We start from the raw sequence: 24,750 nt of genomic DNA, 5'->3' as shown, positions 1-24,750 counted from the left end.
CACCGTGCGGCCTGTACCGTTCAAACTGCGCTGCCCGACAACGTTGCGTCGTGGTGCCGATGCCCTCCTGGTTTCATTGCTGAGTCACGCGCTGGACTGCGCGGCTTGCGTGGCCCTACCGCGCGAGTCGCTCTCCGGCATGAAGACCGCAAAGACGAGGACTGCCGCAACGGCCACTGCCGCAAGTGCGAGGAACGCGGCCGCAAAGCCGAAACGGTCGACCAACAGGCCGCTGGTGAGATTGCTGAGTGCCGCACCGATGCCCAGGCCCAACGAGACGGCGCCTTGCGCCAGGTTGAAGCGGCCGGTGCCGCGCATGACGTCGGAAAGCATGACGGTGATCACAACGCCGAAGATGCCGGCGCTCACACCATCCAGAAGCTGGATGGCAATGACGGCGTAAGGACTGCTCGTGAGTGCAAACAGAACGCCGCGCACCGGCAGGACCGCCAGCGCAACAAGAAACAGCTTCTTCCGGCCGACACCAGCCTTGATTGCACGACCGACACCGGCAGCAACCACCACCATCACCAACTGCGCCGCAATCACGCAGGCGCCCAGCCAGAGAACGCCCTTATGCGGCGCTTCTGCGGCAATCATCTGGCCGGCAAGCGGCAGCATGGCCGCATTGCTCAAATGGAACAGCACGACTGTGGCGAGCAGTGCCAGCAGATCGCGCCGTTTGAACACGTCCAGAATGGGCTGCGGTTGCCCGGTCCCGCCTTGCAGGTGCAGCGCTTCGCTGCCACGCGCAACCTCATAGTCGATGTCGGCCGGCCGGATGAGCGCCACTGCAAAGGCACTGGCCACAGAGAACGCGCAGACGATATAGAAGAGCCACAGCGTGCCCGCGTAGTGCGTGACGGTGGCCGCCAGGACCGCGCCGCTGAAGTTGCCCGCGTGGTTGAAGACCTCGTTGCGGCTCACGCGTGCGGGCAACCGGCGGTGGCCGACGATCCCAAGACTCAATGACGCGAGGCACGGCCCGATGACCGCGGAGACCAACGCCAGCGCAATCTGCGCGTACAGGATGACGGACCAGGTGGGCGACCATGCGATCAGCATGCAACCGAGTCCGATCACACCGGCCGAGATGGCTATCATGGCGCGCTTGGCGCGCACGGCGTCTACCAGCATGCCAGCCGGTATCTGGGCAACGGCACCAGCGAGGCCGCTCGCGCCCACGACAAGACCGATGTCTGACGAAGACCACTGTTGCGTCCCCTTCAGGAACACCGCCAGAAACGGTCCGACGCCGTCCCGGACATCGGCCATCAAGAAGCTCAGTGCGTCGAGGCCCCGCAGGCTGCGTGTGGAAGCGGTACGGCCGCCGTGCAGATCCAGGTTGGTGTTGGCGGCGACGGAATGCATCGTCATCAGGCGGCACTCGCCCGGTCTGTCCGGGTAGCTGGAGGGGCAATACCGTCGCTGGCCAGCGCGATCTTGTCCACATCGAGCGTACTGGCCAGCGCGCTCGCGACGAGTTCTCCCCACGCATGCACCCGGGTGCCCGGTGTGAAATAGCTCGACGCGTCTTCAGCGGCGCGCACGGCCATGCGCAGCGAAGTACCGCCGCCTAGCAGCGCGCCGCACAGTTCGCCCCCGGGGCCATAGAGCGGCAGCACCACCGTACCGATCATGTCGACCGGTACCCGTTCAACGTCTCGCTCGTCATCGTTATGGCGGCCCCGATTGCGCTCGCGTCCGTCGTCGACGATGGTCTTGCCGTCTTCGGCTTCAATCGCAACCACCGACATCACGTCGAGCCTGAGTGGCGCGACGCCTTTCACACGTACCGTGTCGCCTTGCATGACATGTGCCGCAACGCTTACCGACAAGTGCGGCGGGAAATACACCTGCCAGATACCGTCGAGAATGAAGCCGTCCAGGTCCCCGTGTTCGTTCATCAGGAATTGCGTGACAGAGCCTTGTGCTTCAGTCGGTCGTGCCGGGTCGATCGGATGCATCAGTCGTGCTTCAATCAAGTGGGAGGTGGAAAAGCGGCCGTGAAGTTGCGCCGTCTCGCAGACCCGACCAGGAGCGACGGCCTGCAGAACGATGCGGTATCGGGCGCGCCCGTTCTTGCAGGACAGGCGCTATGGGAGGGGGCAGGACCGACGGGCACAGCACGACATGCGCGTTGCGAAGCGCACGCGGGGGACGCGCAGCATGTCGAGCTTGAGGGGTGGACTGGATTCGTTGCATGGTTCACTCCCGTCGCGGGGCAGTGGATCCATTGCAAACGCTGTGCCATCCCAAAGGCCTTGATAGGACAAGGCCCCGGTGGCCAGTCGCCCCCGGGGCTGTCCGTTTGCTTGACACCCAGATGTCTGTTTTCTTGACGGGCTAGCTCAACCCGAGCGCCGCCATCTTGGTGTAGAGGGATTGACGGCTGATGCCCAGCCGGCGCGCGGCATCGGCCCGATTGCCGTTCGCCAGCGCGAGCGCATGCGTGATGAGCGCCCGCTCCACGCGTTCCACTGCCTCCGCAAGCGGGAGTTCGACAAGCTCGGCAGGCAGTGCGCGCCCGGGCACTGCAGGTGGCTTGCGCAGGAACAGCAGATCGTCTGCCGTGATGGCAGGCCCAGGCGCCAGCGAACAGACGCGCTCCATCGCGTTCTTCAGCTCGCGCACGTTGCCGTGCCACGCGTGCTCGACAAGCAGGCGCTGTGCCTCGGCGGAAAGATGCATGGGGCGCTCCGTCGCGCGCACTGCTGAAGCAAGGAAATACTCGGCCAGGGGCAAGATATCAGCCACGCGCTCGCGCAGGGGCGGCAGATGGAGCGCGACAACATTGAGCCGGTAGAGCAGATCCTGGCGGAACTGGCCCGCTGCCACCATCGCATCGAGATCGCGATGCGTGGCGGCCACCACTCGCAAGTCGATGGGTACGGCCCGGTTGGTGCCCAGCGGCGTCACCTGACGCTCCTGCAGCGTGCGCAGCAGCTTCGCCTGCATGGCGGTCGGCATGTCGCCGATTTCATCGAGCAGCAGCGTACCGCCATTGGCGGCCACCAGCCTGCCGATGCGGTCCGAGGTGGCATTGGTAAATGCGCCCTTGCGATGCCCGAACAGTTCACTTTCGAGCAGGTCGTGTGGAATGGCGGCGCAATTGACGGCAACGAACGGACCGCCCCGCCGATTGGAACAAGCGTGGAGCACGCGCGCCGCCACTTCCTTGCCTGTTCCTGTCTCGCCGGTAATGAGCACCGTCGCGTCGGTCATGGCAGCCCGGCCGACCATCTTCTGCACGGTACGCATCGCGGCGCTGATACCGAGCAGTTGAGGTCGGTCGGCTTCGGGCGCGTCCACGAACGGCGCGCCGCTGTCCGGAGTCATGGCGCACGGCTGATTGGCCGAGAAGATCCGCTCCAGCAGCACTGCGATGTCGCGGCGTCCGACCGGTTTCGTCAGATGCTCGAAGGCGCCCAGGCGCATCGCACCGATGGTGTTGTCGCAACTGGCATATGCAGTGAGCATGACGACCGGAAGCGCCTTCAGCGCGGGCTTTTCGCGCAGCGCCTCGAGCACATCGAGGCCATTCAGATCGGGCAAGCGGAAATCGAGAAACACGCAATCGGCGCACAGCCCGTCGCCCAGCATCTGAAGGGCGCCCTTTCCGGACCCGGCTTCCACAACACGATGCCCGAGATCGGTCAGCGTTTCGGTCAGGCCCTCCCGGAATGCGTCGTCGTCATCGACTACGAGGATGGTTGCCATGGCACTTCCATTACAAATGAGGTGAGGTCGGAGGTCTCGTCCAGCCATGCGCGGCCCCCATGGGCAGCCGCGACCTCGCTGACCACCGCGAGGCCGAGCCCCGAGCCCTCCGGACGGCCGGTTACGAAGGGCTCAAAGATGTGCTGGCGCTGCTCGGGCGGCACGCCGGGGCCACTGTCCGATACGGTGATCCTGAGGCTCGGCCGTGCGCCGGTCTCGATGCGGGTAGCGTGGGCCGTCACCGCGCCACCTTGTCCCGCATGGCGGATGGCATTGATCAGCAAGTTGTCGAGCGCTCGCCGCAATTGTTCCTGATCGAACCGGGGCGGACCGGGCAGTGCGTCGCCATCGGCGCCTCGAACGTCGCACGTTGACACCAGGTTCACGCGCCGCTGCTGGGCAAGCTCCCGGTGCGCATCGACCACGCCGTCCAGCCACTGCGCCACATCGGCTTCTTGCACATGCAGGCGCACCGGCTGTGTCAGCGCCAGCAGGCTGGTCAATTGTGTTTCGATGCGGCCAATCTGCTCGAGGATGACGCGCAGCGCTTCCTGCTGGCGTGTGCTGTCCCCTGCCAGTGCGTTCTCCGCCTTGAGCCGCATGGCCCCGGTCGGGTTACGTATCTCGTGTGCGACCTGCGCGGCCAGCTTGCCCAGCACGCTGAACCGCTCAGCCTGCGCCAGCCGCTGCCCGAGTCTGGCCGTCTCTTGCTGCAGCGCTTCCGCGCGCGCCACATAACCATTGAACGCATCGACGATGCGATCGAGATCCGGTTCCCCCACCAGCGGCAGGCGTGTGCCGTCTCCACGGGGCGGCAAGGCCATTTCGAGTTGCCCGAGTTGACGCTTCCAGCGGCGCAGCACAACCCCAAAGGCCACCGCTGTCACGAGAATCCCGGCAAGCACGATGGCAAGGCCGGTCACCAGTTCTCTGCCGGTTTGCCCCAGCGCGGGCTGGGCTCGCATCATGGTCCAGACGAACACGTCTTGGTGACCCGGGATCGGGCACGCGGCCACAACCACGGCATCGTGCCCGGTCACCACAGCGTCTGTGGCGACCTGCTGCCCTTGAAGGCCAGTTTGCAACGTGCGGAGGATCAGCGGAATTTCCGCCTCCGGAATGTCCCGCTTGATACCGCTGCCCTGGTAGGTCGGGAATGAATAAGCGAGAAAGCCGTTCTGGCTGGGCGCCGCGCGCGATGACCAGAACCCGCCCTCCACGCCCGGCGCCGACGCCAGAACGACGTCGAGAATGCCGCGCATCAGGTCGGCACTGGCAACCGCATCCGAGGGCAGTATCGATTGGCGATAGCGCGACGCAACGGCTTCACAGGTTGCCGTGGCCTGCACCTTTGCGCTTGCCACGTGCCTGTCTGCCGCAGAGCGAGCCATCACCCAGACGACCACGAGCAGCGTGGCACAGATGATGGCGACAAGCCCCCACAGGACGGCGAGCTGGGCGGAGAACGACGGACGTTTCATCGGGACGACCATGACGGCGCAACAGAACAACTGAACCGGTTCTTGGCCGTGAACAGGCGGGAAGCAATGCGAGCGGGGTCGAGCATCGACACCTTGAAGGATGCGAATCGGTAGGCCAGCTCAATGCGAGTTGGATGTAGGTGTGTCCTGGCGTTCATTGAACCGCGCTCAAAGGAGAGTTTCTCTCGGCAGGCCTTTCATCCGCCTTGCAGCATGCCCGTATCTCGACCCGGCACAGTGCGCGTGCGCTCATCCCGCTGTCATGACAGACACGCGGCTGGCGCAGAGGATTCCATCAAGGCCTCCAATCTAGCCCACGGCACCACGCACGGGAGTTTGCGCAAATGCAATCAACACGGGGCCAAGCCAATTCGATCGAATCTGCCGATTCACCTTCCATAGCAGCGTTTTCTAGCAAACGTGCTGATTTAAACGCCATCGTTGTGAGGCATCCGACAGCTCGGCATACACGTCTGCCGAGTAAAAAGCTCGGGGCGCGGAGTTCGGAACCCCATCCGTGGAGCAAAAAGCTCGGGCCGCCGAGCTCAGAGCTCCATCCGCCGAGCAAAAAGCTCGGCCAGTCGAGCTCAGAGCCCCATCCGCCGAGTAAAAAGCTTGGCCAGTCGAGCTCGGAGCTCCATCTGCCGAGCAAAAAGCTCGGGCCGTCGAGCTCAGAGCTCCATCCGCCGAGCAAAAAGCTCGGGCCGCCGAGTTCAGAGCTCCATCTGTCGAGTTCGGAACGCCATCCATGGGGTGCAAAGCTCCGCCCACCGAGTTCAGAGCTCAAAATTTCCGAGCAAAACGTGCCGATGGCCGAGTTCGAACCCCCAAGCGTGGACCACAAAGCCCGGCGCGCCAGCCTCCAGGCCCCGATTACGGAGCAAAAAGCGTCATGGTGTTGCTGCAAAAAGCAGCACGCGCAGAGCAAAAAGCCTCGCGGCTGGCGCTTGAAGCGCCGTGCACGAGGCTTGAAGGGTCGTGAACGGGGGTTGAAGTGTTGCGGGCGGGGTTCCGGACGGCAGCGGAGGCTGTCGGGCATCCTTACTGCAACATGAACGTCTCGTATTCCAGCCGATCCAGCTTGCGGTCCAGGATCACGAGGCTGGCCATCACCACCAACAGCAGCGAGACGGCAAATCCGTATCCGTACCAGGCGGGACCCAGCTGCAGCGTCATCCAGGTCAGCGCGCCGTTGAGCACCACAAACGCCGCCGTCAGCGCCAGCACCACGCGGCGCCGGTCGAGGTAGAAGAAGATGTTCACCACGCCCAGAAACACCACCTGCAAGCTCGCGGCAATGGTGTCGACATACAGCAGCGGCAGGTACAGCTCGGAAATCTGCAGCGCGCGCAGCACCGCGGCGCCCACGGCAAACAGCACCAGCGCGGCCATTGCCTGGATCTTCACGATCTCGTACAGGCCCGCGCGGATGGTCTGCACCATCGTGTTGCGCATGTCTTCGATGTGCTCGAGCGATGCGCCGCCGCGCACGGCGTCGTAGAAGGCGTCGTAGTACTCGACGAAATCCGTCTCGATGCGCACCAGGAACACGGCCATGCCGGGAATGATGCCGAGGTAGGCCAGGAACACCGGAATGTCATAGATGACCGACGCATTCAGCGGGCCGATCACCTGCTGCCCCGTGCCCGGCGCATACCAGAACATGAACTTGTCGAGCCAGATGCCGAGGTTGTACAGCAGCCCGATCAGCATGAGCGACGGGTATGCGAACCGCCGGTCGAACACCTCGAACGACAGGAAGCGCCGGCCGCTGAAATTGCGGTAGATGAGCGCGGCCATGCCGATCAGCAGGCACAGCTGCCCCGTGACGAAGCCCAGCAACAGCCCTTCGAGCCCGAGCCGGTTGAACAGCAGCGCCAGCAGCACGGTGAGCGTGTAGCCGATCAGGAAGATCCACACGATCGCCTTGTACTGCTTCATGCCCGACAGGAAGATCACCGCGATCCAGATGTTAGCCATGACCACGAAACCGGCCAGCATCAGCAGCCGGTAGATGGCCGATTGCTGCGGGAACGCAAAGAGGATGACAAGCAGCCCCAGGCCACCGGCGACCAGCGTCATCACAAGCGACACGGCGTGGTAGTTGGGCAGGATCAGGTCGTCGCGCTTCTCGAACAGGCGGTCGGACGTAAACCGCGTGAAGGCAAGCTGCAGCGGCCCGGTCAGGATCAGGCTGATCGCAATCAGGTAGGTAACCGACACCTGGAACTGCGTGATGAGCGAGCCGGGAATGACAAACGGCAGGCTGAGGATACCGATCAGCAGAATCCCGACGATGGAGAGAATCCACGGCCCGGAACTGATGATGCCGGCGTAGGTGTAGGCCCGCAGCAGCCCGAGCAGGCTGTCGCGCTTGAGCATCTTGCGCAGCTCAAAACCAATGCCGGCCATCAGCGGGCTCCCTCATGTGGCTTGTTCTGCTGGGCGTGGTACGGGCAGGCCGCCGCAGCGGCAGAGCCGGCCTTGGTGCCGTGCTCGGTACTCAGGTCGGGCAAGGTCTGCAGGCGCGTGTACAGCTCGCGGTAGCTGCCGACCATCATCTCTTGCGTGTAGTAACGCTCGACGCGGGCGATGCCGGCGGCCTGCGCGGCATGCCAGCGCGTTTCGTCGCGCAGCAGCGTCAGCACTTCGGCAGCCAGGGCGGCCGGGTCGGCAATGCGCACCACGGCGCCGGCCGCGCCCAGCGCCGCGTCTTCGCCGTCCAGGCCGAACAGCAACTGCCGGCACGAACCCACATCCGTGGTGACGGACGGCACGCCCGCGGCAAACCCTTCCAGCACCACGAGCGGCAGCGCCTCGCTGATCGAACTCAGCACGAGCACGCCCACTTTCGGCAGGATGTCGTCGATCTTCTGGAAGCCCAGGAACTTGATGCGGTCGCCCAGGCCCAGGCTTTCGGCCAGGCTGTGGCATTCCTGCGCGTATTCCGGATCTTCGTCTTCCGGCCCGGCAATCCAGCCTTCCGCGTCGGGCATCTCGCGCGTGATGGTCAGCATGGCGCGAATGAATGTCTTCACGTCCTTGATGGGCACCACCCGGCCGATCAGGCACATCACGCGCGGCACGCTGGCCTGCCGCTTTTCGCGCAGCGCAGCCAGACGCGGCAGGTTGATGCCGTTGGGAATGCTGCGCGTCTTCTCGGCGGGCGCGCCGTCGATGACCTGTCGCTGCCGGTTGCCTTCATACAGCGCGACGATGTCTTCGGCGGCGTCATAGCAGACCCGGCCCATGGTCTCGAAAAAGCGCACCCACAGGTCACGGAAGTAGCTGATCTGCGCGATGTCCTTTTCGAAGATGCTGCGGTTGTCGCGAATCCACTGGCTCTGGAACAGGTCGATCTTGCGTTCCTTCGTGTAGATGCCGTGCTCCGACACCAGCAGCGGCCGCCCGCGCCTGTAGCGCAGCAGCGCGCCCAGGAACCCCGCATAGCCGGTCGAGATGGTGTGGAACACCTTCACCGGGATGAGGTTTTCTGCAATGCGCACAAGCTGCCACAGCGGCTTGTGCATGATGCGCACGGTCCAGAAATAATCGGTGAACGACGGGTCGGTGCAATAGCGCCGGTAGTAGTCCGTCATCATGTCCCACGCGCGGTGGCTGTAGAGGAACTGTTCCTCGGCCAGCGGGCCATCGTCGCGCAGGTCGGCGATCGAGGCGCGGATCAGCTCGGCCGTCTCGCCCTTGTTGGCCGGATTGCGCAGCGCCTCGTGCAGCTTGCGCGAGCGCTCGAAAGCGGCGGCATCGCCACCACTGGCCTGCACCAGCGGCGGCGGCGGAAAGTCGTACAGGTAGTGGCACTCCAGGTGCACCACGTTGTCGGGAATGGCGTAGACGGGCTTGCCGTAATCCTCCCGGCGGCTGCCGATGAAGACGATGGCAAAGCGGATGTCCGGAAACGCCCGGATCATCTGGTTGACCCAGCTCGACACCCCGCCGCTCACATAGGGAAAGGTCCCTTCGAGCAGCAGCGCGACGTCGGCCGACTGGGCGCGAGGAAATTGGTCGTTGCTCATGATGTCCAGTAGCGCAACAGCGGGCGCAGCAACGGCAGCGGAGACCGGCTGGAGAACTGCGCCAGCGCGGCGCGCGCGCCGGCATAGTCGCGGCGCAGGTAGCAGGCTTCGGCCAGCGGCGGCAGCAGGCGGTCCCGCGGGAAGCCGAGGGACTCGGCGCGGCGCAGGTGGGACTCGGCCACATCCGGCTCGCGGCGCGACAGGGCAAGCCGGCCGCGCATGTACCACAGCGCGGCGTTGTCGGGCTGGATGTCGAGCGCGGCGCTGGCATAGCGTTCGACCTGCTCGGCGGTGTAGCGGTACACGTCGCCCTGCACCAGGTTCTGGTAGATCAGCTCCCAGTACAGGTCGGCCAGGCGCTTGTTGATCTCGTAGCGCGCCTCGGGCGTGGTGGCTTCTTCCAGGCGCGGCAGCTCGGCCAGGATCTTCTGCGTGAGCACCTTCTCGGCGTTGTCGAGCATGCCGTAGGCCAGCAGGCGGATATCGTCCACGGGGTCGGCCAGCAGGTCGCGCAGCACGGGGCTGGCCGTGCGCGTGGGCATCGACTGCATGGCCACCAGCGCGGTCATGCGGCTTTGCACCGGCGCGCGCTCGTTGCTCAGCTGCGCACGCAGCCGCGCCCCGCCCCCGTGCGTCACGCGCGAGATCAAATGCGCCACAAAAACCGGCAGGCCGATCTCGGCGATGTCCTTGTCGTCTTCGGGCTTGGGGAAGAGCTTGCCGAGCAGCAGGCTGCCGAGCACCAGCAGGCCACCGGCCACCGGCACGAAAAAGCACAGCGCCGTCAGGTAGCCATACGTCCACACGAACGGCACGCGATAACGGCGCGGCAGCAAGCGCCACGCAGCCAGCCCGATGAGCGCCGCGGCAGTGCCCTGCAGCATCAGGCACGACAGCAGCAGCGCAAGGCTGTTGCCGGCATGCAGCGCCATCGCCACTGCCGCAATCTGGGCCGAGATGCCGCCGAGCGTGAGCTTAAACATGGTCAACCTGCATGGCCGTCCGCCCCCTACCCCTCGAGATGGCAGCGCGCGAGGAAGCGCTGCAGCGCTTCGCCCGGATGCTCGCCGGTCACATGCAACGTCTGCACGCTGATGCGCCCGCCCTCGAAATCGACACCGAACTGCGCGCGCAAGCTGTCTTCAATACGCACCAGATATGCCGACACGGCACCCGCGCCCGACAGCGGCATCAGCGTGATGATGGCGCGGCGGTTCTTGCCGTTGGCCTGCCACACCACATCCAGCGCGCGGCGGCTGCGCACCACGCTCTCGAACAGCGCGTCGCTGGTCTCGTCCTTGTCGAAAATGAGCGCCACCACCGACGAATCGATGCCGGTATCGCGATGCAGCCGCGCCAGCCGGCCGAGATCGAGCGCGAACTCGTACGGCGCGTCGGGCACAAGATCCAGGATCTCGGAGCTGACGGTGAGGTGGCGCACGCCGTCGGCGTAGTAGCCAAGCAGCACAAGCAGGAACTGCAGGTTTTCGTACGACAGCGAGAGGAACGGCATCTGCTGCACGACCACCAGGCCGATCAGCTCATCCGCGCCCGAGAGCACCGGCGCGCACGCCACGTAGCGTGAGCCGTCTTCGGGGTTGTTCACATTCCGCAGCTCGGGCGCCTGTGGGTGGCCCAGCGTGTGGGTGTCGATGCAATGGCGGATCAACGGGTCATCGGCAACGATGTCGAACGGCGTGCCCACGCGGGCCACCGGTTCGGTGTCGATGCGGTTGCCCGTTACGCGCACCATGGCCGCCACTTCCAGCTGGCAGGCCTGCGCCGTCCATTGCAGGAACGGCTCGGCGCCGGGCAGTTGCGCCACGTCAGGCGCGTTGTCGCCCGTGCCGTGCTCGCGCGCGGCCAGCGCGATATTGCGCAGCTGCGTGAGCGTGTCGCGCAGCGTGGTCGGCTTGGCCAGCAGGTCGTTCTCCAGACGCTCGTGCGAGAGGCGCAACAGGAAGTGGTTCTTGGTGAGCGCCGACAGCCGGTCGTTCAGGTAACCGTTGACGGTGCGAGCGCGCGACAACCTCGCACCCCAGATGTCACCGTACTGCCCGCCGATCAGCACGAGCATCAGCCCGCCCAGGAAGTACATGCGCGGGAAACTGCCGGCAGCGGCCGTCTGTCCGTAGAACACGGCCCAGGCGCCCAGCACTACCAGCGCTGCGAGCGCACCGAGGAGCGTGCCGTAGCGCAGCGCCAGGATGAGCGGCACCAGCCAGATCCACGGAAAGCCATGGCCGAGCAGCAGCGGGTTGTCCGGCACGAACAACCAGACGACGCCAATGGCCACCACCACCGCGCCCAGCGTTTCAAGCACCGCGCTCGGGCTGGACACGGCAGGCGCAATCAGGCGCCCATACCAGGTCGACGCGCCAATGCCCTGCGCGTTACGCCGGCGCTCGGTTCGCCCACCCTGGCCGCGCGTATCGGCGGCGGCGCGGCCGGCCGATTGAGCGGATCCTGCCGACCCGGTTTTCATCAGCCTCGGCCCAGCGGCGAAAGCAGCTCGCGCAGCAGCTTCTGCGCCACCGCCGACACGGCATCGCGGCTCCAGCCGGTGCGGCTGCCCGCTGCGCTCCAGATCACGTTGCCGGTCTGCACGTCGATCACCTGCAGCGTAATGCCCACAGCGGGCTCGCCATCCACGCCTACCTTGTAGCGCCATTCATCCACGGCGCCGGTCAGGGCATAGCGGGCTTTCTCGCCGCGCGCCCAATCCAGCGCACGTGCCACGGCCTCGCGCTCGGCCGGCTCGAACAGCGACTCGCTGTTCAGGTTGGCCGGATACTGCTTCAGGTTGGAGAAACCACGCGCCTTGAGGATGCTCGCGGCAATCGTCTCCGCACGCAGGCCGGCCTGCGGCGTTTCGGTGTAGTTGACGATGGGCAGCACCACCCACGCATCCGACGCGCTGGTCGCCGGCGCACGTGCGCTGTCGACCACCGCGCAGGCGGACAACGCAAGTGCGGCACCAACGCCCGCTGCCATGGCCAGCCAACGCCGGCGGCCGGCCTTCATCTTGTTGATCAAGGGTGTCATCGCGTTCTCCCTGGAGTCTTCCGTTGTGTGCTTCATGTCGTTTCTTCCCCGTTGTCTTTGTCTTGTTCTTGCTTGTTGCTAGTACAGCCAGCGGTAGCGCAGGCCGATTTCCGTCATCGGCGCGGTACCGGCGCGCGTGATGGAGGCATGGCTGAACACCAGCGCCAGATGGTCGTTGCCAAACACGCTGCCGGCCACCCCCAACTGGAGTTGCGTGCCCCACCCTTCGCGGTTGTCATGCAGCAGCCCCACATCCATGAACGGGCGCCACGCACGCGTATAGCGATCAAGATAGTCCGTGCCAAAGCCGAACAGCAGCCCGAACTGCGTGAACGACTGCGGCATGAAGGCGGTGGCATCGGGCGCCGTATCGCCCGTGGCCGCTGCAGGCAAGAGCCGCCCCAGCAACGCGCTTGGCGAGCCCGAGGCGCTGTAGTTTGCACGCGTGCCGACCACGCGGATCGTGTAATCGGGGTACTCCACGCGGAAGCGGTAGCCGGCTTCGGCGTCGAACACCATGCCGCTGCCGAGGAACGAACGGTCCTGACCGTAGAAGCGGTTGCCCTCGATGCGCGCGCGAATGTATTCACGCTGCGTCAGGCGCCAGTTGCCGCCAATCGACACCAGATCCTTCACGCCGCCCACGCGCAGTTGCGTGGTTTCTTCGGCCGGCTGGTTGCGACCGACCGACAGCTCGGTGCCGAACGGGCCGGTCTGCCCCAGCAAGCCATCCAGCCGGAACGCGTAGAACGACGCCAGCCCCTGGCGCCAGCCCACCGTGCCCTTCCACTGGCTGTCTTGCGTCTGGTACTGCGAGATCCAGTCGACGCGGCGGTCCTGCGCGGGCACGCCGGTCAGTTGCGTCTCATCGGTTGAGCGCTGGTTCCGCTGCGTGGCGCGCACCAGCATGCTGTAGTGATCGGTCAGGCGAATACCGGCGGCAGCGCTGCTTTCAAAGTACGTGAGCGGCGCCTGCTTGAACCACGTTTCGCGCGGCTCCAGCGCCTGCGCGTTCGTCAGCAGGGTTTCCTGCAGCCGCTGGTGAATCTGCTCGTCGTCGGGTGCGGTGGTCAGGCCCTCGAACGACAGGCGCTGCGCCTCGCCCAGGCGGTCGGTGAGCGTGTTTGCATCGATGCGGTTGTAGAGCGGGATGCGATCAGGCGTGTCGTCCAGCAGGCGGTTGAGCGTTTGCAGGTCGCGCTCGGCCAGGGCGATGGAGATTTCGGCATAGGCCGGCCGCGTCATGCGGCGTGTGTATTGCTGCAGCAGCCACGCGCGCGCCAGATCGTTCGCCTCCCGCGACAGCGCCCAGCCGAGCGCGGCCTCCTTGGCCACGGCAGAGACAAGCTGGTCGCTCACGCGGGCGTTCTTGCGCTTGTCTGCGGGGGCTTCGGGCGGCTCCGGCGGCAACGTATCGATGTCGCCCAGCTCCGATTTCTGCACGGTGGCGCTGCCGCCTTCGCGGGCCTGCCGCGTGGCGCGGCGGTCATCGCGCAGCAGCTCGATCAGCAAGCGCTGAGCAAGATCGCCGGAGCCAAACGTCTGCGCCAGCGCGATGCGGCGGGCGCGCAGTTCAGTGCGAGCGCCCTCTTCAAGCGGTACGGCATCGTTGCGTGCGCCGTTACTGCCCACGACGACACGCGTACCAACGCGGCGATTGGCGGGGCCCTTGTCCTTACCGGTTGCGGCATCCACACCGCCGGCACCGTCAGCGCCCTCGGCACGCCACAGCAGCCACCACGCCTCGCGGCGCAGGCGCCAGGCGGCGTCGGCTTGTCCGGCCATTTCACGCGCATCGGCAAAGGCGAGCAGCCAGAGCGGATCGTTGCGCATCGAGTTGCCCTGGCGGCCGAGGAAGCGCAACGCAAGATTGGCATCGAAGAGTTGCAGACCGGCGGCAGCATACGCGCCCCAGTACGCGGAATCGTTTTCGGCTTCGCCACGCCACAGGGTCAGCGCGCGCTTGAGTTCATCGTTCTGGCCGGAATCGAGCAGGCCCCACAGGAAGGCGGCTTTCACGTCGCTGCCGGCATCGGGCAACGAGACGGCGCGGCGCAGATCGCGCATGGCGATATCCCACTGGCCGCTCTGGCGGTAGTACTCGGCGCGGGCGCCGAGCACGCCGGGCGATTGCTCGGCGGCACGGCGTTGTTCCAGCGTCAGCGAGGCCAGCAGCCCGTCGATGCGACGGAAGGCACGGGCGCGCGTGTAGTAGTAGATGGCCTGCTGCAACGAGGCCATCGTGCCGCTCTTGCGGAAGGCCAGTTCGGCCAGGCGGCCGGCGTCGATCGGGCTGGCATCGTAGAAATCGATCATCGCCGACAGATCGTCCGGCTGGGCGTTGCCGCCAATCAGCAACTGGCGATAAGCCTCGCGCGACAGGTCATCGCGCTGGTTCAAACGCGCGAGCTGGGCGAACGTGCGCCAGTAGAGATCGTCCGTGGGCGACGCCACCTTGCTGGCGACTTCCATGGCGGACAGCGCCTGCTCGAACTGCGCCCGCACGTACAGCATGTTGGCGAGCTTGAGCGCGTAGCGCGCGTTCGGGCCGAACTCCTTCTGCAGGCGCACGTAGGTGTCGTAAGCCTGGTCGTCCTTGCCGGCGCGCTCGGCCAGCATGGCGTAGCGCTCCAGAATCGCCTGACGATGCGGGCCCCGCGCAATGCTGTTCAGATAGGCCAGGCCTTCCACCGGCTCGCCCAACCGCTCATACGCGGCAATCACCTGATCGAGCAGCTTCATGTCGCCGGGCTGGCGGCTGGCCTGATAGCGCAGGCCGGCCAGATAGGCGTGGTCTTCGTTGAGCGCAGGCGCCAGGCGCAGCACGTTCTGCCAAGCCGCATCGTCGCCGGTTGACTGCGCGTAGGCCAGCCAGTACTTCAGCGCAGACATCGGCTGGCGGTTCCACTCCGATACCTGCGCGGCGCGTTCGGTCCAGATCTTCAGGTCCGGGCGCTGGCGCACGGCGGCCTCGGCCACGCGCATGGCGTCGTTCAGGTTGCCGCTGCTCATGAAGACGCGGTATGCGAGATCGTAATCGTCCGCATTGAACGGCGCGATCCCGCGTGCGATGGCCTCAGTGCCGGTGGGCTGCGTGGCGGGAGCGGCGGGTGCAGCGGGTGCGGCCGAATCGTTCACCTTGTCCGCTACGCGCCGGATGCGTGCGGCGTGGCGCTGACGCCGAGCGAGCCCTTCCGGCCCATCCATGAATACCGCATCCGTAGGGGATGGCAACGGCTCCGGCCGGCCCGCGAATGTCCAGTCATGACGGGTTGCGCCTGCGGCCAGGGCAATGCCCTCCTCTATTTGCCGCCACGACAGATGCAGCAGGCGGCGCGCGTACTGATCGGCCAGATCGGGCCGGTTGCACGCCAGGGCCAGGCGCGTGAGGAAACGCAGCGTTTCGGTGTCGTCGAGGAGCGGACCCGCGCGGCGCTGCGCTTCGGTCATGGCGTCGTCGAGCAGGTTGCCGCCTTGCAGCGCCTTGAGCCCGGCGATGAAGTAGCGGCGTTGTTCGTCGAGCGATTTGGCGCTGGCCTGCGCGGCAAAGTTGGCCGCGGCCGCAGCGCGGTATTCGCCCACGCCCAGCGCAATCTCGGCGGTGCGCGCCTGCCATTGCGCGGCGCGTGCCACGTCCTGCCTGGCCAGGCGTTGATAGAACTGCACGGCAATCGCACCCTGGTCCAACGCACGCGCCTTGCCGGCCAGGATCTCCAGCTCGGCGGCGGTCCAGCGGTAGTCGAGCGCCTGCTTGAGCAAGCCGCGCAAGTCATTCAGGATCGACGCGCGCCGCGGGTCGTTCGGCTGCAACGCATAGGCGCGCTGCTCGCGAATCGCAATATCAAGCAGCAGCGCTTCGCGTTCGAGCGACTTGTCGTGCAGCGCGCGCATGCGGTTGAGCATGGTCTCGGCTTCTTCCAGGCGGCCGGTGCGCACGTATTGCGCGGCCAGCACGCTCAGGAATTCGCCGTCGTTGGGGCGTACGCGCAGCCAGGCTTCCAGGTACGCCACCGACAGGGCATCGACCTTGCCGCCTTCCAGCAGGCGTGCTTCCAGCCGCTCGCGCGGGAACATCAAGGCGAGCGCCAGCCCGATCAGCGCGCCAAGCGTGCCGATCAGCCAGGGCGGAAGCAGCCGTTCGCGCGGTGTCAGGTCAGCAGACCACATCGATACGTTGGTAGGTCACGGATTGGGCGGCGGCGCCGTTCAAGTCCACGCGCACCGTATCGCCTTGTGCACGGGTGGTGTGGGCCGGCGCGCCGTTGACCTTCACGCGGCAGGCGCCCACGTTGGCCAGACGGACAAACGGCTTGTAATAGCCACCGGCTTCGAACGACAGGCCCTTGCCGCTACGCGTGAAATCGCGCACAAAGGCCGCGGCTTCAGCAATGTAGGCAGACTTGGCGGGCTCGCCGGCGGGCGCCATGGCAAAGCGTGCGGCGCCATCGTCCAGGTGGATGTAGATGCCGCCTGGTGCCTTGTCGTAGCCGACCACGCCCTGGGCGTCGGCCACGCGGGGCGTGCCGTGTGTCATCCAGCGCAGTTCGCGCAAGTCGCCGTTGCCACGAACGATCCAGTTGTCGTCATCGCGGGCGATGGCCATGTCGCGAAAGTCCATCACCTTCGCGACGTATTCCGTGGAGTAGATGGGAAACACCGGTTGCGAGAGCGCGTAGTCGTAGTCCTTCTTCAAGGCCTTGAGCGACGCAAGCTTGGTGCCCGAATACATGTGGTAGTAGATGTTGATGGGCTTGAATCGGTACGGAGCGTCCGTCATCTGCATCGTTTCAATCAGGCGTTCAAAGCCGTAGTAAGGCCCGGTCCAGTCATTGGTATAGACGTTTTCATTCTGATTGGGCGCAAACACCTGGTAAGCGCCGGGGCCCTTGTCAATGCCGATGGAGGCAATGTCCGTCCATGATGGCGAGCTGCGCGTGATGACGGTATCGCCGCCGTTGATGTTGACCACACCGGCCTGCCACGCCATGCGCACGGCCACTTCGGGCGGGCGGCAGTCGCCCGACCACTGCAGAACCTTCACGCGCTTGCCGGGGGGCGCCAGGCGCTCGTCGATGTAGCGGATGGAGCCGGCGATCTCGCGGTCGAGGCTGAACTTGTAGCCGGGAATGGTCAGCGCGAAGGCGGTATCGCCGCCGCCCGCGTCCTTGCCGGGGCCGGCCGTCGAGCTTTGCACCGTGCGGCTCCAGTCGAACGGGTGCGAATACGTATGGGAGCCCAGCTCGACATACGGCAGCGCAAACATCCTGCGGGCAATGCCTTCCAGCCGCGGCGAAATCTCCGGATACAGGCCCGTCGGGCCCACTTCGCCTTCAATGACGGAAAGCGTGGTCGGAATACGGTATTTGTCCCACACCTCCTGCAGCAGCACCTCGCCCGAATACTCGGGGCCCGGGAATTCCGCACGCGAGGCAAACCCGTCGCCATCCACATGCACGAGCATCAGGCGGCGGCCGTTTTCACTGGTCACGTCGGGAATAGGCATATCGGGCAGCGCCAGCGCGCGGCGCAGGAACTCGATGGGCTGCACCACCCAGCGCGCCTGGTCGATGGTCTCCAGCGCGAACACCGCGAACGGATACATCACGTAGCCGCCCCAGTCAGTGATGGCGGCGGCGTCAAACTCCTGATTGCCGGACTTCAACCGCAGCAGCGATTGCGCGGTGGCGCCGGCCCGGATGGGCACCGTCTCGCGGGCCAGCGGCCGGGGCGGCATCTCGAAGCCCATGATCCTGTCTTGCGACACCACCGACACCGGCCCGCCGCTGCTGGTACCGGCATTGGCCATGCCGCGCACGTATTGCAGGTGCAGCATGTCGGCCAGGCTGCCGTCCACCGGCAGGCCGAAGCGGTTCATGAAGGCAATGCGCACGCCGTCGCGCATGCGGGCGCGCACCCACGCATTGAGCGCCGCGACCTGCTTGACCGGGCTCGTATTCACCCACACCACCACCCCGGCATAGCGGTCGGGCGGCACGTCGGCAGGCAGCGGTTGATTGATGTCGGCGTATTCGACGTCGTAGCCAAGAAAATTGAGCGGCATGGCAACAAAGCGCACGCCCTCGCTGGTCTCGATGGTGGTGCGCGGGGCACGCTCCTGCAGGATCAGCACCTTGCGCGGCAGCACCTCGATCCGGCCCACGCCGATGGTCGACAACGCCGGATCGGTCACGTAGGGGATCAGGCCCTGCGCCTTGATGCGCTTGGCGGTGTCGCGTGCGCAGGCGCGGTCAGCCGGCGGGCAGTAGTCGATCGAGATGACCGGCAGGTGGTATTCGTCGCGAATCTTGCGCGCCTGCCCCATCAGCCAGTCGCGGTCGGCGTCGCTCACTTCTTTGTATTGCTTGGCGCCCTGGTCCCAGCCGCGATACAGCGATTCAAACGCCACTGCATACGCCTGTTCATGCACCTGCGGCAGGATCTCAAACCCGCGGTTGAAAATCAGCTTGGCGTCCGGATAGCGCGCCTTGATTGCGCGAATCACGCGCACCATGCCGCCTTCCTGGGCCGTGCGCGAGGCGTCGTCCTTGGCCACCAACTGATATGAGTCGAGCGTATCGAGGAAAAAGCCGCGGTAGCCCTTGTCCCACAGCGGCTTGATAACGTGATCGACATAAAACGCCGGCCACTCGGGCTGGGCCTGGTCGACCACGCGGGAGGCCCACGCGGCGTTGTCGCCAAGCAACCATGCCTTGGGCAATTCCTTGAACCAGCTACGGTCGGGCGTGACCTCGCCCAGGCTCACGTAGGCGAGCCATTGCGTCCTAGGCGTTTTGAATTGCAACGGGTCGAAGCCGTGGCCCGGCTCCACGACGACGGCATCGAAGGCGCGCAACTGCGCCACGGGCGGTTTGTCGCCGTAGTACCACGCGATGTTCGGCGCGCTGGCCGAGACCGAAGATGCAACCGCAGACACACCGGACCCGGTGGTGGCAGACGTCTGCTGCGCAAACGTCATACAAGGCATCGATACGATGGCAGCGACAAGAAGCCCTGCCAACCGTGTGATCGTCCCTGCCGTATTCCCCCGTTTCCCCCCGGTGCGCCGCTGTAAACGGCTGAGAACCCACATGAACTGGCACTCCGCTATGCAACTATGTGCATTAATTGGGCCGATCTGCGCCGGCACTGAAGATCGGCGCCTCTCATCACGCCGTACGGAACCGCTGTTTTTCTTCCCGGTCGCCGCCCGCAAACGCAGGCCCCGCAAGGCATACCGAGAAAATGTGTCCGAAGGTGAAGTATCGCCGATGCCATGGGTACACGGCAAACCACATTTTTGATGGCCGCCCATCCTCCTCGGACATAAACAATTGTTTGAGATCAGCCGCGCACGCCGTGGTTTGACAAAGCGATTGGGGCTGCACCATGATCAGTTGAAGCCACATTTCACGCGACCGGGCAGTTGTCGCTGCGCAACGCCGCGACTTGTCCGGGCGGCCCCGCCACCATGTCCGCCCTCATCCTTGCCCTGCTGATCCTGATCAGCGCCTTTTTTTCCGCCTCCGAAATTGCCCTCACGGCGTCGCGGCGCACGCGCCTGCAAACCTTGGCCGACGACGGGGACACTCGCGCCATGCGCGTGCTGCAACTCAAGGACATGCCCGGCAACTTCTTTACCGTGGTGCAGATCGGGGTGAATGCAGTCGCCATCCTGGCCGGCGTCATCGGCGACAGCCAGATCTCGGGGCCGTTGGCCGCGGCGCTGAGCGATTGGCTGCCGGCTGCCCGCGCGGAACGGATCGCCAGCATCGTCGGCTTCATCATCGTGACGGGGCTATTCATTCTTTTTGCCGACCTGCTGCCCAAGCGCCTGGCCGTGCTTTATCCCGAGCGCTGCGCGATGTCGATCATCGGCCCGATGCAGTCGTGCCTGCGTGCGCTGCGGCCGGTGGTGTGGCTGTTCAATGGGGCGGCCGACATGTTCCTCAAGCTGTTTGGCGTGCCGACGCACCGCGTCGACCAGATCACCACCGAAGACATCGCCGCCATGGTGGGCGCAGGTGCGCAAGCCGGCGTGCTGCGCAAGCACGAACTGGCCATGATCGAAAACGTATTCGAGCTGGAATCACGCACCATCACCTCAGTGATGACCGTGCGCGACGAGGTGATCTACTTCACGGTGGACGAGCCGGTGGAGTCGATCAAGATGAAGATCATTGCGCAGCCGCACGCGGAATACCTCGTCTGCCGCGAAGACATCGACTCAGTGCTCGGCTTCATCGCGTCCAAGGACATCCTGCAGCAGATCCTGTCGGAAGAGTCCTCCGCCGTGATCCGCAACATCAGCAAGCATTACGACAAGAATCTGCTGGTGCTGCCGGACACGCTCAACCTGTCTCAGGCGCTCACGCGCTTTCGCGAGATGCACGAACGCTTTGGCGCGGTGGTCAACGAATATGGGCTGGTGGTGGGTGTTGTGACGCTCGACGACATTGTCGGCGCGGTGATGGGCGACATCCTGTATCTGGGCGAAGACGAGCAGATCGTGCGCCGCGATGACGGCTCATGCCTGATCGACGGTGTCACACCGCTGGGCGACGTCAAACGCGCCTTCGACCTCGACGACCTGCCCGGCGAACACCACGTCGAAACGCTTGCCGGGCTGGTCATCTACGCGCTCAAGCGCATTCCCAAGAAAAGTGAAACCGTCGACATCGGGCCGCTGCATATTGAAGTGCTCGATATCGACAACCACCGGATCGATCAGTTGCTGGTTTCGCGGCGCATCGATCCGCCGGCCGGGGCCACGCTCTCGGCGTCGTGAGCGGCAAAGACTTCCTTGGCGGCAAACATGCCGTTGAGCGCCGCCGGAAAGCCCGCGTATAGCGCCATCTGCAGGATCGTCTCGGTGATCTCCGTGCGCGTGAGCCCGACGTTGAGCCCGGCCGCAATGTGCACCTTCAACTGCGGTGCCGCGTTGCCCAGCGCCGTGAGCGCGGCAATGGTGGCGATCTCGCGCTCGCGCAGCGTCAGGCCCGGGCGGCTGTAGACATCCCCAAACCCGAATTCGACGATGTAGCGGCCGAGGTCGGGCGAGATGTCGGCCATGGCCTCGACCACGCGTTCGCCAGCTACATCATCGACTTCCTTCAGCTTTTGCCAGCCCCGTACGTAGCGGTCGTCCTGCAGGTTGGCGTGGTTTGCGGCTTGTGCGGTGTGCGTGTTCGGTGTCATGCGCGTCCTCGTTCGGTTGGCGTTTTGGCTGGCGTTTCGATTTGGAAGATGAGGAAGCGGAGCCTGACGCGTTTTCCACGGCTTCAATGCGAGCCCGGATGCCGTCGTAGACGACGAGTTTGACGCGCAGCACGGCCAGCGTTTCGGCCCGCGCGCGCAGCTCCGCTTCCAGCGCCGCAGCATGCAATTCCAGCAGGCGTTGGCGCGCCGACACACTTTCCAGACTGTCGCCCTGCCGCCGCAGCGCGGCGTACGCCTGCATCTGCGCGATCGGCATGCCGGTATCGCGCAGGCGCAGCAGGAACTCAAGCCACGTCATGTCTTCGGCACGGAAGACACGATGGCCGTTATCGCGCCGCTGCACGCTGTCGAGCAGGCCGATGCGCTCGTAATAGCGCAGCGTATGCGTCGACAGGCCGGTGGCTTCTGCAACTTGGGCGATGGTCAGGAATGTGGTCATGAACGGAGCTTAGAAGTTAGAGTGCACTCTAAGTCAAGCGACTTTACGCGACTTTTTCCGGACCGCACAAAACAAAGCGCCGACCCCCTGTGAGAGGCCGGCGCCGTGGTGTGCAGAAAAACTGGCGGACCGCCGTGGATCAGCCGCCCACACCGTACGCGCTCTTGTCCTGATGCTTCGGACGATGGTCGCGTTTCTTTTTCTTCTTGTGGTGCTGTGCCTTCTTCTCGCCTGCGGCCGGTGCCGATGCTGCAGGTGCCGGCGCAGCGGCGGCCGGCGCAGCGGGTGCCGCCGGAGCGGAAGCCTGCGCAAATGCGCCGGCGCTGAAGACTGTAGCCACGAGGGCTGCCAGGAGCTTGTTCATCGTGTTGTCCTTATAGAAGAGACTGGTTTGTGGCGCGTTCCGGTATCGGGTGGAGCGTGACCCAATGCGCTCCCACGCCTGCTGTGCAATGCGCGGCCCGACATCGGAATGACCCGCGCATCACCACGCAGTGTGGTGTAGGCGCCATCGGTTGTCCACCTGAAGCCTGACGGTACGCCGATGCGCGGGGCCGGGCCTTGATGTGTCTCAACCCATCGCGACAGACATCGGAAGTAGCGAAACCCCACCTTGTTACGCGCGCTTACACCGTGGGCAGAACGCTTACAAACGGCGGTCAGCGCGTGCGCAATGTCAGGCGTTTTTGGAGGCATGGATCGCAAATGGGACGAGATCCATGTATCTGGAGTCCCAACATCCCGCTTGTATCTGATTAAGGAGTCTCACATGAAAGTCGCTCAATCCCTGGCCGCTCTGATCGTTGCTGGTGCCTTCGCAGCCCCCGTGTTCGCAGCTGGCACCGCCTCCGCACCGGCCGCCGCACCTGCACCGGCAGCGACCGCTGCAGCGACGACCACCGATGCCGCTTCGGCACCGAAGGCTGAAGCCAAGCACGAGAAGAAGCACGCTCACAAGAAGGCCCACAAGGCTGCAGCCAAGTCGGAAGCGAAGACCGACGCCGCTTCGGCACCGAAGGCCGCCGCGCCCGCCAAGCAATAAGGCAGTCGCCCCATGAAAGACGCCGGGATATTCCCGGCGTTTTTTTTTGCCTGTTTCCCATTGCATCCATGTAGATGCCTCAGAGGCTTCCCCTCTTCGATCGGGGTCCAGCGCTCCGACGGTTCCACTAGAATGGCGTGCCCGCCGTTTCCGTCGCTCACATTCCTTTCGAATTTCCGCCCACCCATGCCGCTGTCCTCGCGTGCCCTGCCCCGCTTTGCGTTCTTCCTTCTGATGACCATCGGCGCATTGAGCACTACCGCGACGGCACAGACAGCAGCCGCCGCCAACGCGGAAAACAGCGCCGACGCCAGCGACTGGAGCATTGCTGTCGGCCCAGCGATCTACATGTCGCCCAAGTACCCAGGCGCGAAATCGAGCTTCGTGTTTCCGTGGATCGATCAGGAGATCGAATACAAGCGCCGGTTCTTTTCCAAGGGGATGGACTTTGCCGGCGTGTACCTCGCCAACAACGACACGTGGCAGGTGGGCGGCAACTTCCAGTTCGACCCGACGTGGCGCCATGCGCATGACGACGCGCGCCTGAATGGCCTCGGCAATGTCAACGCCACGGTGCGCGCGAAGGCGTTCGCGCAGTACACGGTGTCATTCCTCACGCTGTCCACCGATGCGGAGCAGGACATTCTTGGCAATCGCCAAGGTTTGATCGCCAATGCCGATGCCTACGCGAGCGCGCCGGTCGGCCGCTGGCTGTTCAGCCTCGGGACCGGCGTGTCGTGGACGAACGGTCAGTACATGCGTACGTTCTTTGGCGTGGACGATGGGCAAAGCGCCCGTTCGGGCCTGCCGGTATTTGCCACGCATGCGGGGCTGCGCGACATCCACTTCAACGCCATCGTCACCTGCAAGCTCGACGACCGGTGGACGGCCAATGGCTCGCTCACGGTTGCGCGGTTGCACGCAGATGCGGCCGACAGCCCGATCACGCAGCGCCGCCAGCAGACCACAGCCATGGCCTCGCTCACGTACCGGTTCCGCTGACATCGCGCCCAAGACTGGGCGCCGCAGTGTGCGCAATCGCTTGCGCGGGTGGGTGACGTTTGCCTCGCACACTGTGCACACGAGGCAATCTGCCTATGAGACCAGAACTTGGCCCGCGCGCCTCTCAGCCAAACGGACCATGCTTCCTTTTCACAACAGGCATGCACGTGGACTAGCGCAATCGCCCTGCTTTTTTTGCTAGTCTGTTTGGCAAGCGGCGATCACTTCCGATCAATGCGCGGGCAGTGAACGGTGTCTTCCCACCGACGGCGGACACCGCAAGACAGGAGGGCTTGACCATGTTGCGGTGGATTGCAAACTGGGCCTTGAGCCACGCACCCTCTCCCGAGAAGCAGGCCGAACGCGCGCTAAGCGAATTGCGCATGGAGCTGTACCAGGCAGAGCAGCGCGTGATGGATGCACAAATGCACGCGGACTATTACCGCGCCCGTCTCACATTCCTGGAAGACGTCGTCAAGAAGGGCATCGAGCGCGTCTCCGACCAGCGCAAGGGCAAGCAGGAAAGCGCCCACGCATTGCGCGCCGGTCTCAAGTTCACGGCCGAGCTGTGGCGCGAATCGCAATCGCGCGACTCACACCTGCTCAAGCGCCGCACGGCGATGTCCTTCATCGACCCGCACGACGCACAGGCCGACGACTCGCATGCGCCAAAAATCCACCACTTCTCGAAGATCCCCGTGGATTCGCCGTTCGACGATAACGTGAGTGCACTGCCCTCCAAGCACGCCGCAGCGGAGAAGGCGTAGCACG

At 65.0% G+C, this 24,750-nt stretch carries 18 protein-coding genes; 4 read left to right on the top strand and 14 right to left on the bottom strand.

The window, feature by feature from the left end; translation table 11 throughout:
* Positions 1 to 84: 84 nt before the first annotated feature.
* The 11 genes from ACEN9T_RS13545 to ACEN9T_RS13495 all read right to left on the bottom strand — a co-directional run bounded on the left by ACEN9T_RS13545 (position 85) and on the right by ACEN9T_RS13495 (position 19,265).
* The gene (locus ACEN9T_RS13545) at positions 85 to 1,377 is read right to left on the bottom strand and encodes an MFS transporter (protein ID WP_413707964.1); all 1,293 of its coding nucleotides are present in this window, start codon (positions 1,375 to 1,377) and stop codon (positions 85 to 87) included.
* The gene (locus ACEN9T_RS13540; protein ID WP_413707963.1) at positions 1,377 to 1,967 is read right to left on the bottom strand and encodes a hypothetical protein; all 591 of its coding nucleotides are present in this window, start codon (positions 1,965 to 1,967) and stop codon (positions 1,377 to 1,379) included. The genes ACEN9T_RS13545 and ACEN9T_RS13540 overlap by 1 nt, the downstream gene beginning before the upstream one ends.
* 379 nt (positions 1,968 to 2,346) lie before the next feature.
* A complete protein-coding gene (locus ACEN9T_RS13535; protein WP_413707962.1) occupies positions 2,347 to 3,720 on the bottom strand; it encodes a sigma-54-dependent transcriptional regulator in 1,374 nt (457 codons plus the stop codon).
* On the bottom strand, positions 3,702 to 5,201 hold the full coding sequence (locus ACEN9T_RS13530; protein WP_413707961.1) for a sensor histidine kinase: 1,500 nt from the start codon (positions 5,199 to 5,201) through the stop codon (positions 3,702 to 3,704). Before ACEN9T_RS13530 ends, ACEN9T_RS13535 begins: the two co-directional genes overlap by 19 nt.
* Before the next feature lie 1,041 nt (positions 5,202 to 6,242).
* Entirely contained in the window at positions 6,243 to 7,613 is a 1,371-nt protein-coding gene (pelG, locus tag ACEN9T_RS13525) for an exopolysaccharide Pel transporter PelG (protein WP_413707960.1), read from the bottom strand.
* Positions 7,613 to 9,235, bottom strand: a complete 1,623-nt coding sequence (pelF, locus tag ACEN9T_RS13520) for a GT4 family glycosyltransferase PelF (RefSeq protein WP_413707959.1) — start codon at positions 9,233 to 9,235, stop codon at positions 7,613 to 7,615. Before pelF ends, pelG begins: the two co-directional genes overlap by 1 nt.
* Entirely contained in the window at positions 9,232 to 10,218 is a 987-nt protein-coding gene (locus tag ACEN9T_RS13515; protein WP_027680863.1) for a tetratricopeptide repeat protein, read from the bottom strand. The genes pelF and ACEN9T_RS13515 overlap by 4 nt, the downstream gene beginning before the upstream one ends.
* 26 nt (positions 10,219 to 10,244) lie before the next feature.
* Entirely contained in the window at positions 10,245 to 11,720 is a 1,476-nt protein-coding gene (locus ACEN9T_RS13510) for a PelD GGDEF domain-containing protein (protein ID WP_413707958.1), read from the bottom strand.
* A complete protein-coding gene (locus tag ACEN9T_RS13505) occupies positions 11,720 to 12,280 on the bottom strand; it encodes a penicillin-binding protein activator LpoB (protein WP_413707957.1) in 561 nt (186 codons plus the stop codon). Before ACEN9T_RS13505 ends, ACEN9T_RS13510 begins: the two co-directional genes overlap by 1 nt.
* 78 nt (positions 12,281 to 12,358) lie before the next feature.
* Positions 12,359 to 16,447: a tetratricopeptide repeat protein gene (locus ACEN9T_RS13500; protein ID WP_413707956.1), complete on the bottom strand. Its 4,089-nt coding sequence runs from the start codon at positions 16,445 to 16,447 to the stop codon at positions 12,359 to 12,361.
* The gene (locus tag ACEN9T_RS13495) at positions 16,434 to 19,265 is read right to left on the bottom strand and encodes a bifunctional glycoside hydrolase 114/ polysaccharide deacetylase family protein (RefSeq protein WP_413707955.1); all 2,832 of its coding nucleotides are present in this window, start codon (positions 19,263 to 19,265) and stop codon (positions 16,434 to 16,436) included. Before ACEN9T_RS13495 ends, ACEN9T_RS13500 begins: the two co-directional genes overlap by 14 nt.
* Positions 19,266 to 19,748: 483 nt before the next feature.
* Between ACEN9T_RS13495 and ACEN9T_RS13490 the strand changes: the two genes are divergently transcribed.
* Positions 19,749 to 21,065 carry a hemolysin family protein gene (locus ACEN9T_RS13490; protein ID WP_092969147.1) on the top strand — a complete coding sequence of 439 codons (1,317 nt, stop codon included), beginning with the start codon at positions 19,749 to 19,751 and terminating at the stop codon, positions 21,063 to 21,065.
* On the opposite strand, the gene ACEN9T_RS13485 is transcribed toward ACEN9T_RS13490, so the two are convergent.
* The 3 genes from ACEN9T_RS13485 to ACEN9T_RS13475 all read right to left on the bottom strand — a co-directional run bounded on the left by ACEN9T_RS13485 (position 21,005) and on the right by ACEN9T_RS13475 (position 22,299).
* Positions 21,005 to 21,475, bottom strand: a complete 471-nt coding sequence (locus ACEN9T_RS13485) for a carboxymuconolactone decarboxylase family protein (protein ID WP_092969144.1) — start codon at positions 21,473 to 21,475, stop codon at positions 21,005 to 21,007. The two genes, ACEN9T_RS13490 and ACEN9T_RS13485, sit on opposite strands and share 61 nt — an antisense overlap.
* Positions 21,378 to 21,935 (bottom strand): MerR family transcriptional regulator, encoded by a 558-nt coding sequence (locus tag ACEN9T_RS13480; protein WP_413707954.1) that lies wholly within the window; start codon positions 21,933 to 21,935, stop codon positions 21,378 to 21,380. The genes ACEN9T_RS13485 and ACEN9T_RS13480 overlap by 98 nt, the downstream gene beginning before the upstream one ends.
* A gap of 139 nt (positions 21,936 to 22,074) precedes the next feature.
* Positions 22,075 to 22,299 carry a signal peptidase gene (locus tag ACEN9T_RS13475; protein WP_413707953.1) on the bottom strand — a complete coding sequence of 75 codons (225 nt, stop codon included), beginning with the start codon at positions 22,297 to 22,299 and terminating at the stop codon, positions 22,075 to 22,077.
* Positions 22,300 to 22,704: 405 nt separating this feature from the next.
* Between ACEN9T_RS13475 and ACEN9T_RS13470 the strand changes: the two genes are divergently transcribed.
* From ACEN9T_RS13470 to ACEN9T_RS13460, 3 genes are all read left to right on the top strand, one after another.
* Positions 22,705 to 22,977, top strand: coding sequence for a hypothetical protein (locus tag ACEN9T_RS13470; RefSeq protein ID WP_004631175.1), 273 nt, complete (start codon positions 22,705 to 22,707; stop codon positions 22,975 to 22,977).
* A gap of 186 nt (positions 22,978 to 23,163) precedes the next feature.
* Positions 23,164 to 23,979, top strand: a complete 816-nt coding sequence (locus ACEN9T_RS13465; protein WP_413707952.1) for a MipA/OmpV family protein — start codon at positions 23,164 to 23,166, stop codon at positions 23,977 to 23,979.
* A gap of 326 nt (positions 23,980 to 24,305) precedes the next feature.
* Entirely contained in the window at positions 24,306 to 24,746 is a 441-nt protein-coding gene (locus ACEN9T_RS13460) for a hypothetical protein (RefSeq protein ID WP_413707951.1), read from the top strand.
* The last annotated feature ends 4 nt before the right edge of the window (positions 24,747 to 24,750 follow it).

Origin of the sequence: Ralstonia sp. Ralssp110, assembly GCF_047325135.1 — a bacterium.
GTDB classification, from domain to species: domain Bacteria; phylum Pseudomonadota; class Gammaproteobacteria; order Burkholderiales; family Burkholderiaceae; genus Ralstonia; species Ralstonia mojiangensis.
This window is presented reverse-complemented; position numbering and strand designations above follow the sequence as displayed.

Excerpts from the sequence above, each read along its gene's own strand:
- ACEN9T_RS13480 (WP_413707954.1), bottom strand. The coding sequence starts at position 21,935 with ATGACCACATTCCTGACCATCGCCCAAGTTGCAGAAGCCACCGGCCTG.
- ACEN9T_RS13500 (WP_413707956.1), bottom strand. The coding sequence starts at position 16,447 with ATGTGGTCTGCTGACCTGACACCGCGCGAACGGCTGCTTCCGCCCTGG.
- pelG (WP_413707960.1), bottom strand. The coding sequence starts at position 7,613 with ATGGCCGGCATTGGTTTTGAGCTGCGCAAGATGCTCAAGCGCGACAGC.
- ACEN9T_RS13545 (WP_413707964.1), bottom strand. The coding sequence starts at position 1,377 with ATGACGATGCATTCCGTCGCCGCCAACACCAACCTGGATCTGCACGGC.
- ACEN9T_RS13475 (WP_413707953.1), bottom strand. The coding sequence starts at position 22,299 with ATGAACAAGCTCCTGGCAGCCCTCGTGGCTACAGTCTTCAGCGCCGGC.
- ACEN9T_RS13540 (WP_413707963.1), bottom strand. The coding sequence starts at position 1,967 with ATGCATCCGATCGACCCGGCACGACCGACTGAAGCACAAGGCTCTGTC.
- pelF (WP_413707959.1), bottom strand. The coding sequence starts at position 9,235 with ATGAGCAACGACCAATTTCCTCGCGCCCAGTCGGCCGACGTCGCGCTG.
- ACEN9T_RS13465 (WP_413707952.1), top strand. The coding sequence starts at position 23,164 with ATGCCGCTGTCCTCGCGTGCCCTGCCCCGCTTTGCGTTCTTCCTTCTG.
- ACEN9T_RS13510 (WP_413707958.1), bottom strand. The coding sequence starts at position 11,720 with ATGAAAACCGGGTCGGCAGGATCCGCTCAATCGGCCGGCCGCGCCGCC.
- ACEN9T_RS13470 (WP_004631175.1), top strand. The coding sequence starts at position 22,705 with ATGAAAGTCGCTCAATCCCTGGCCGCTCTGATCGTTGCTGGTGCCTTC.
- ACEN9T_RS13535 (WP_413707962.1), bottom strand. The coding sequence starts at position 3,720 with ATGGCAACCATCCTCGTAGTCGATGACGACGACGCATTCCGGGAGGGC.
- ACEN9T_RS13485 (WP_092969144.1), bottom strand. The coding sequence starts at position 21,475 with ATGACACCGAACACGCACACCGCACAAGCCGCAAACCACGCCAACCTG.
- ACEN9T_RS13490 (WP_092969147.1), top strand. The coding sequence starts at position 19,749 with ATGTCCGCCCTCATCCTTGCCCTGCTGATCCTGATCAGCGCCTTTTTT.
- ACEN9T_RS13530 (WP_413707961.1), bottom strand. The coding sequence starts at position 5,201 with ATGAAACGTCCGTCGTTCTCCGCCCAGCTCGCCGTCCTGTGGGGGCTT.
- ACEN9T_RS13495 (WP_413707955.1), bottom strand. The coding sequence starts at position 19,265 with ATGCCTTGTATGACGTTTGCGCAGCAGACGTCTGCCACCACCGGGTCC.
- ACEN9T_RS13505 (WP_413707957.1), bottom strand. The coding sequence starts at position 12,280 with ATGACACCCTTGATCAACAAGATGAAGGCCGGCCGCCGGCGTTGGCTG.
- ACEN9T_RS13515 (WP_027680863.1), bottom strand. The coding sequence starts at position 10,218 with ATGTTTAAGCTCACGCTCGGCGGCATCTCGGCCCAGATTGCGGCAGTG.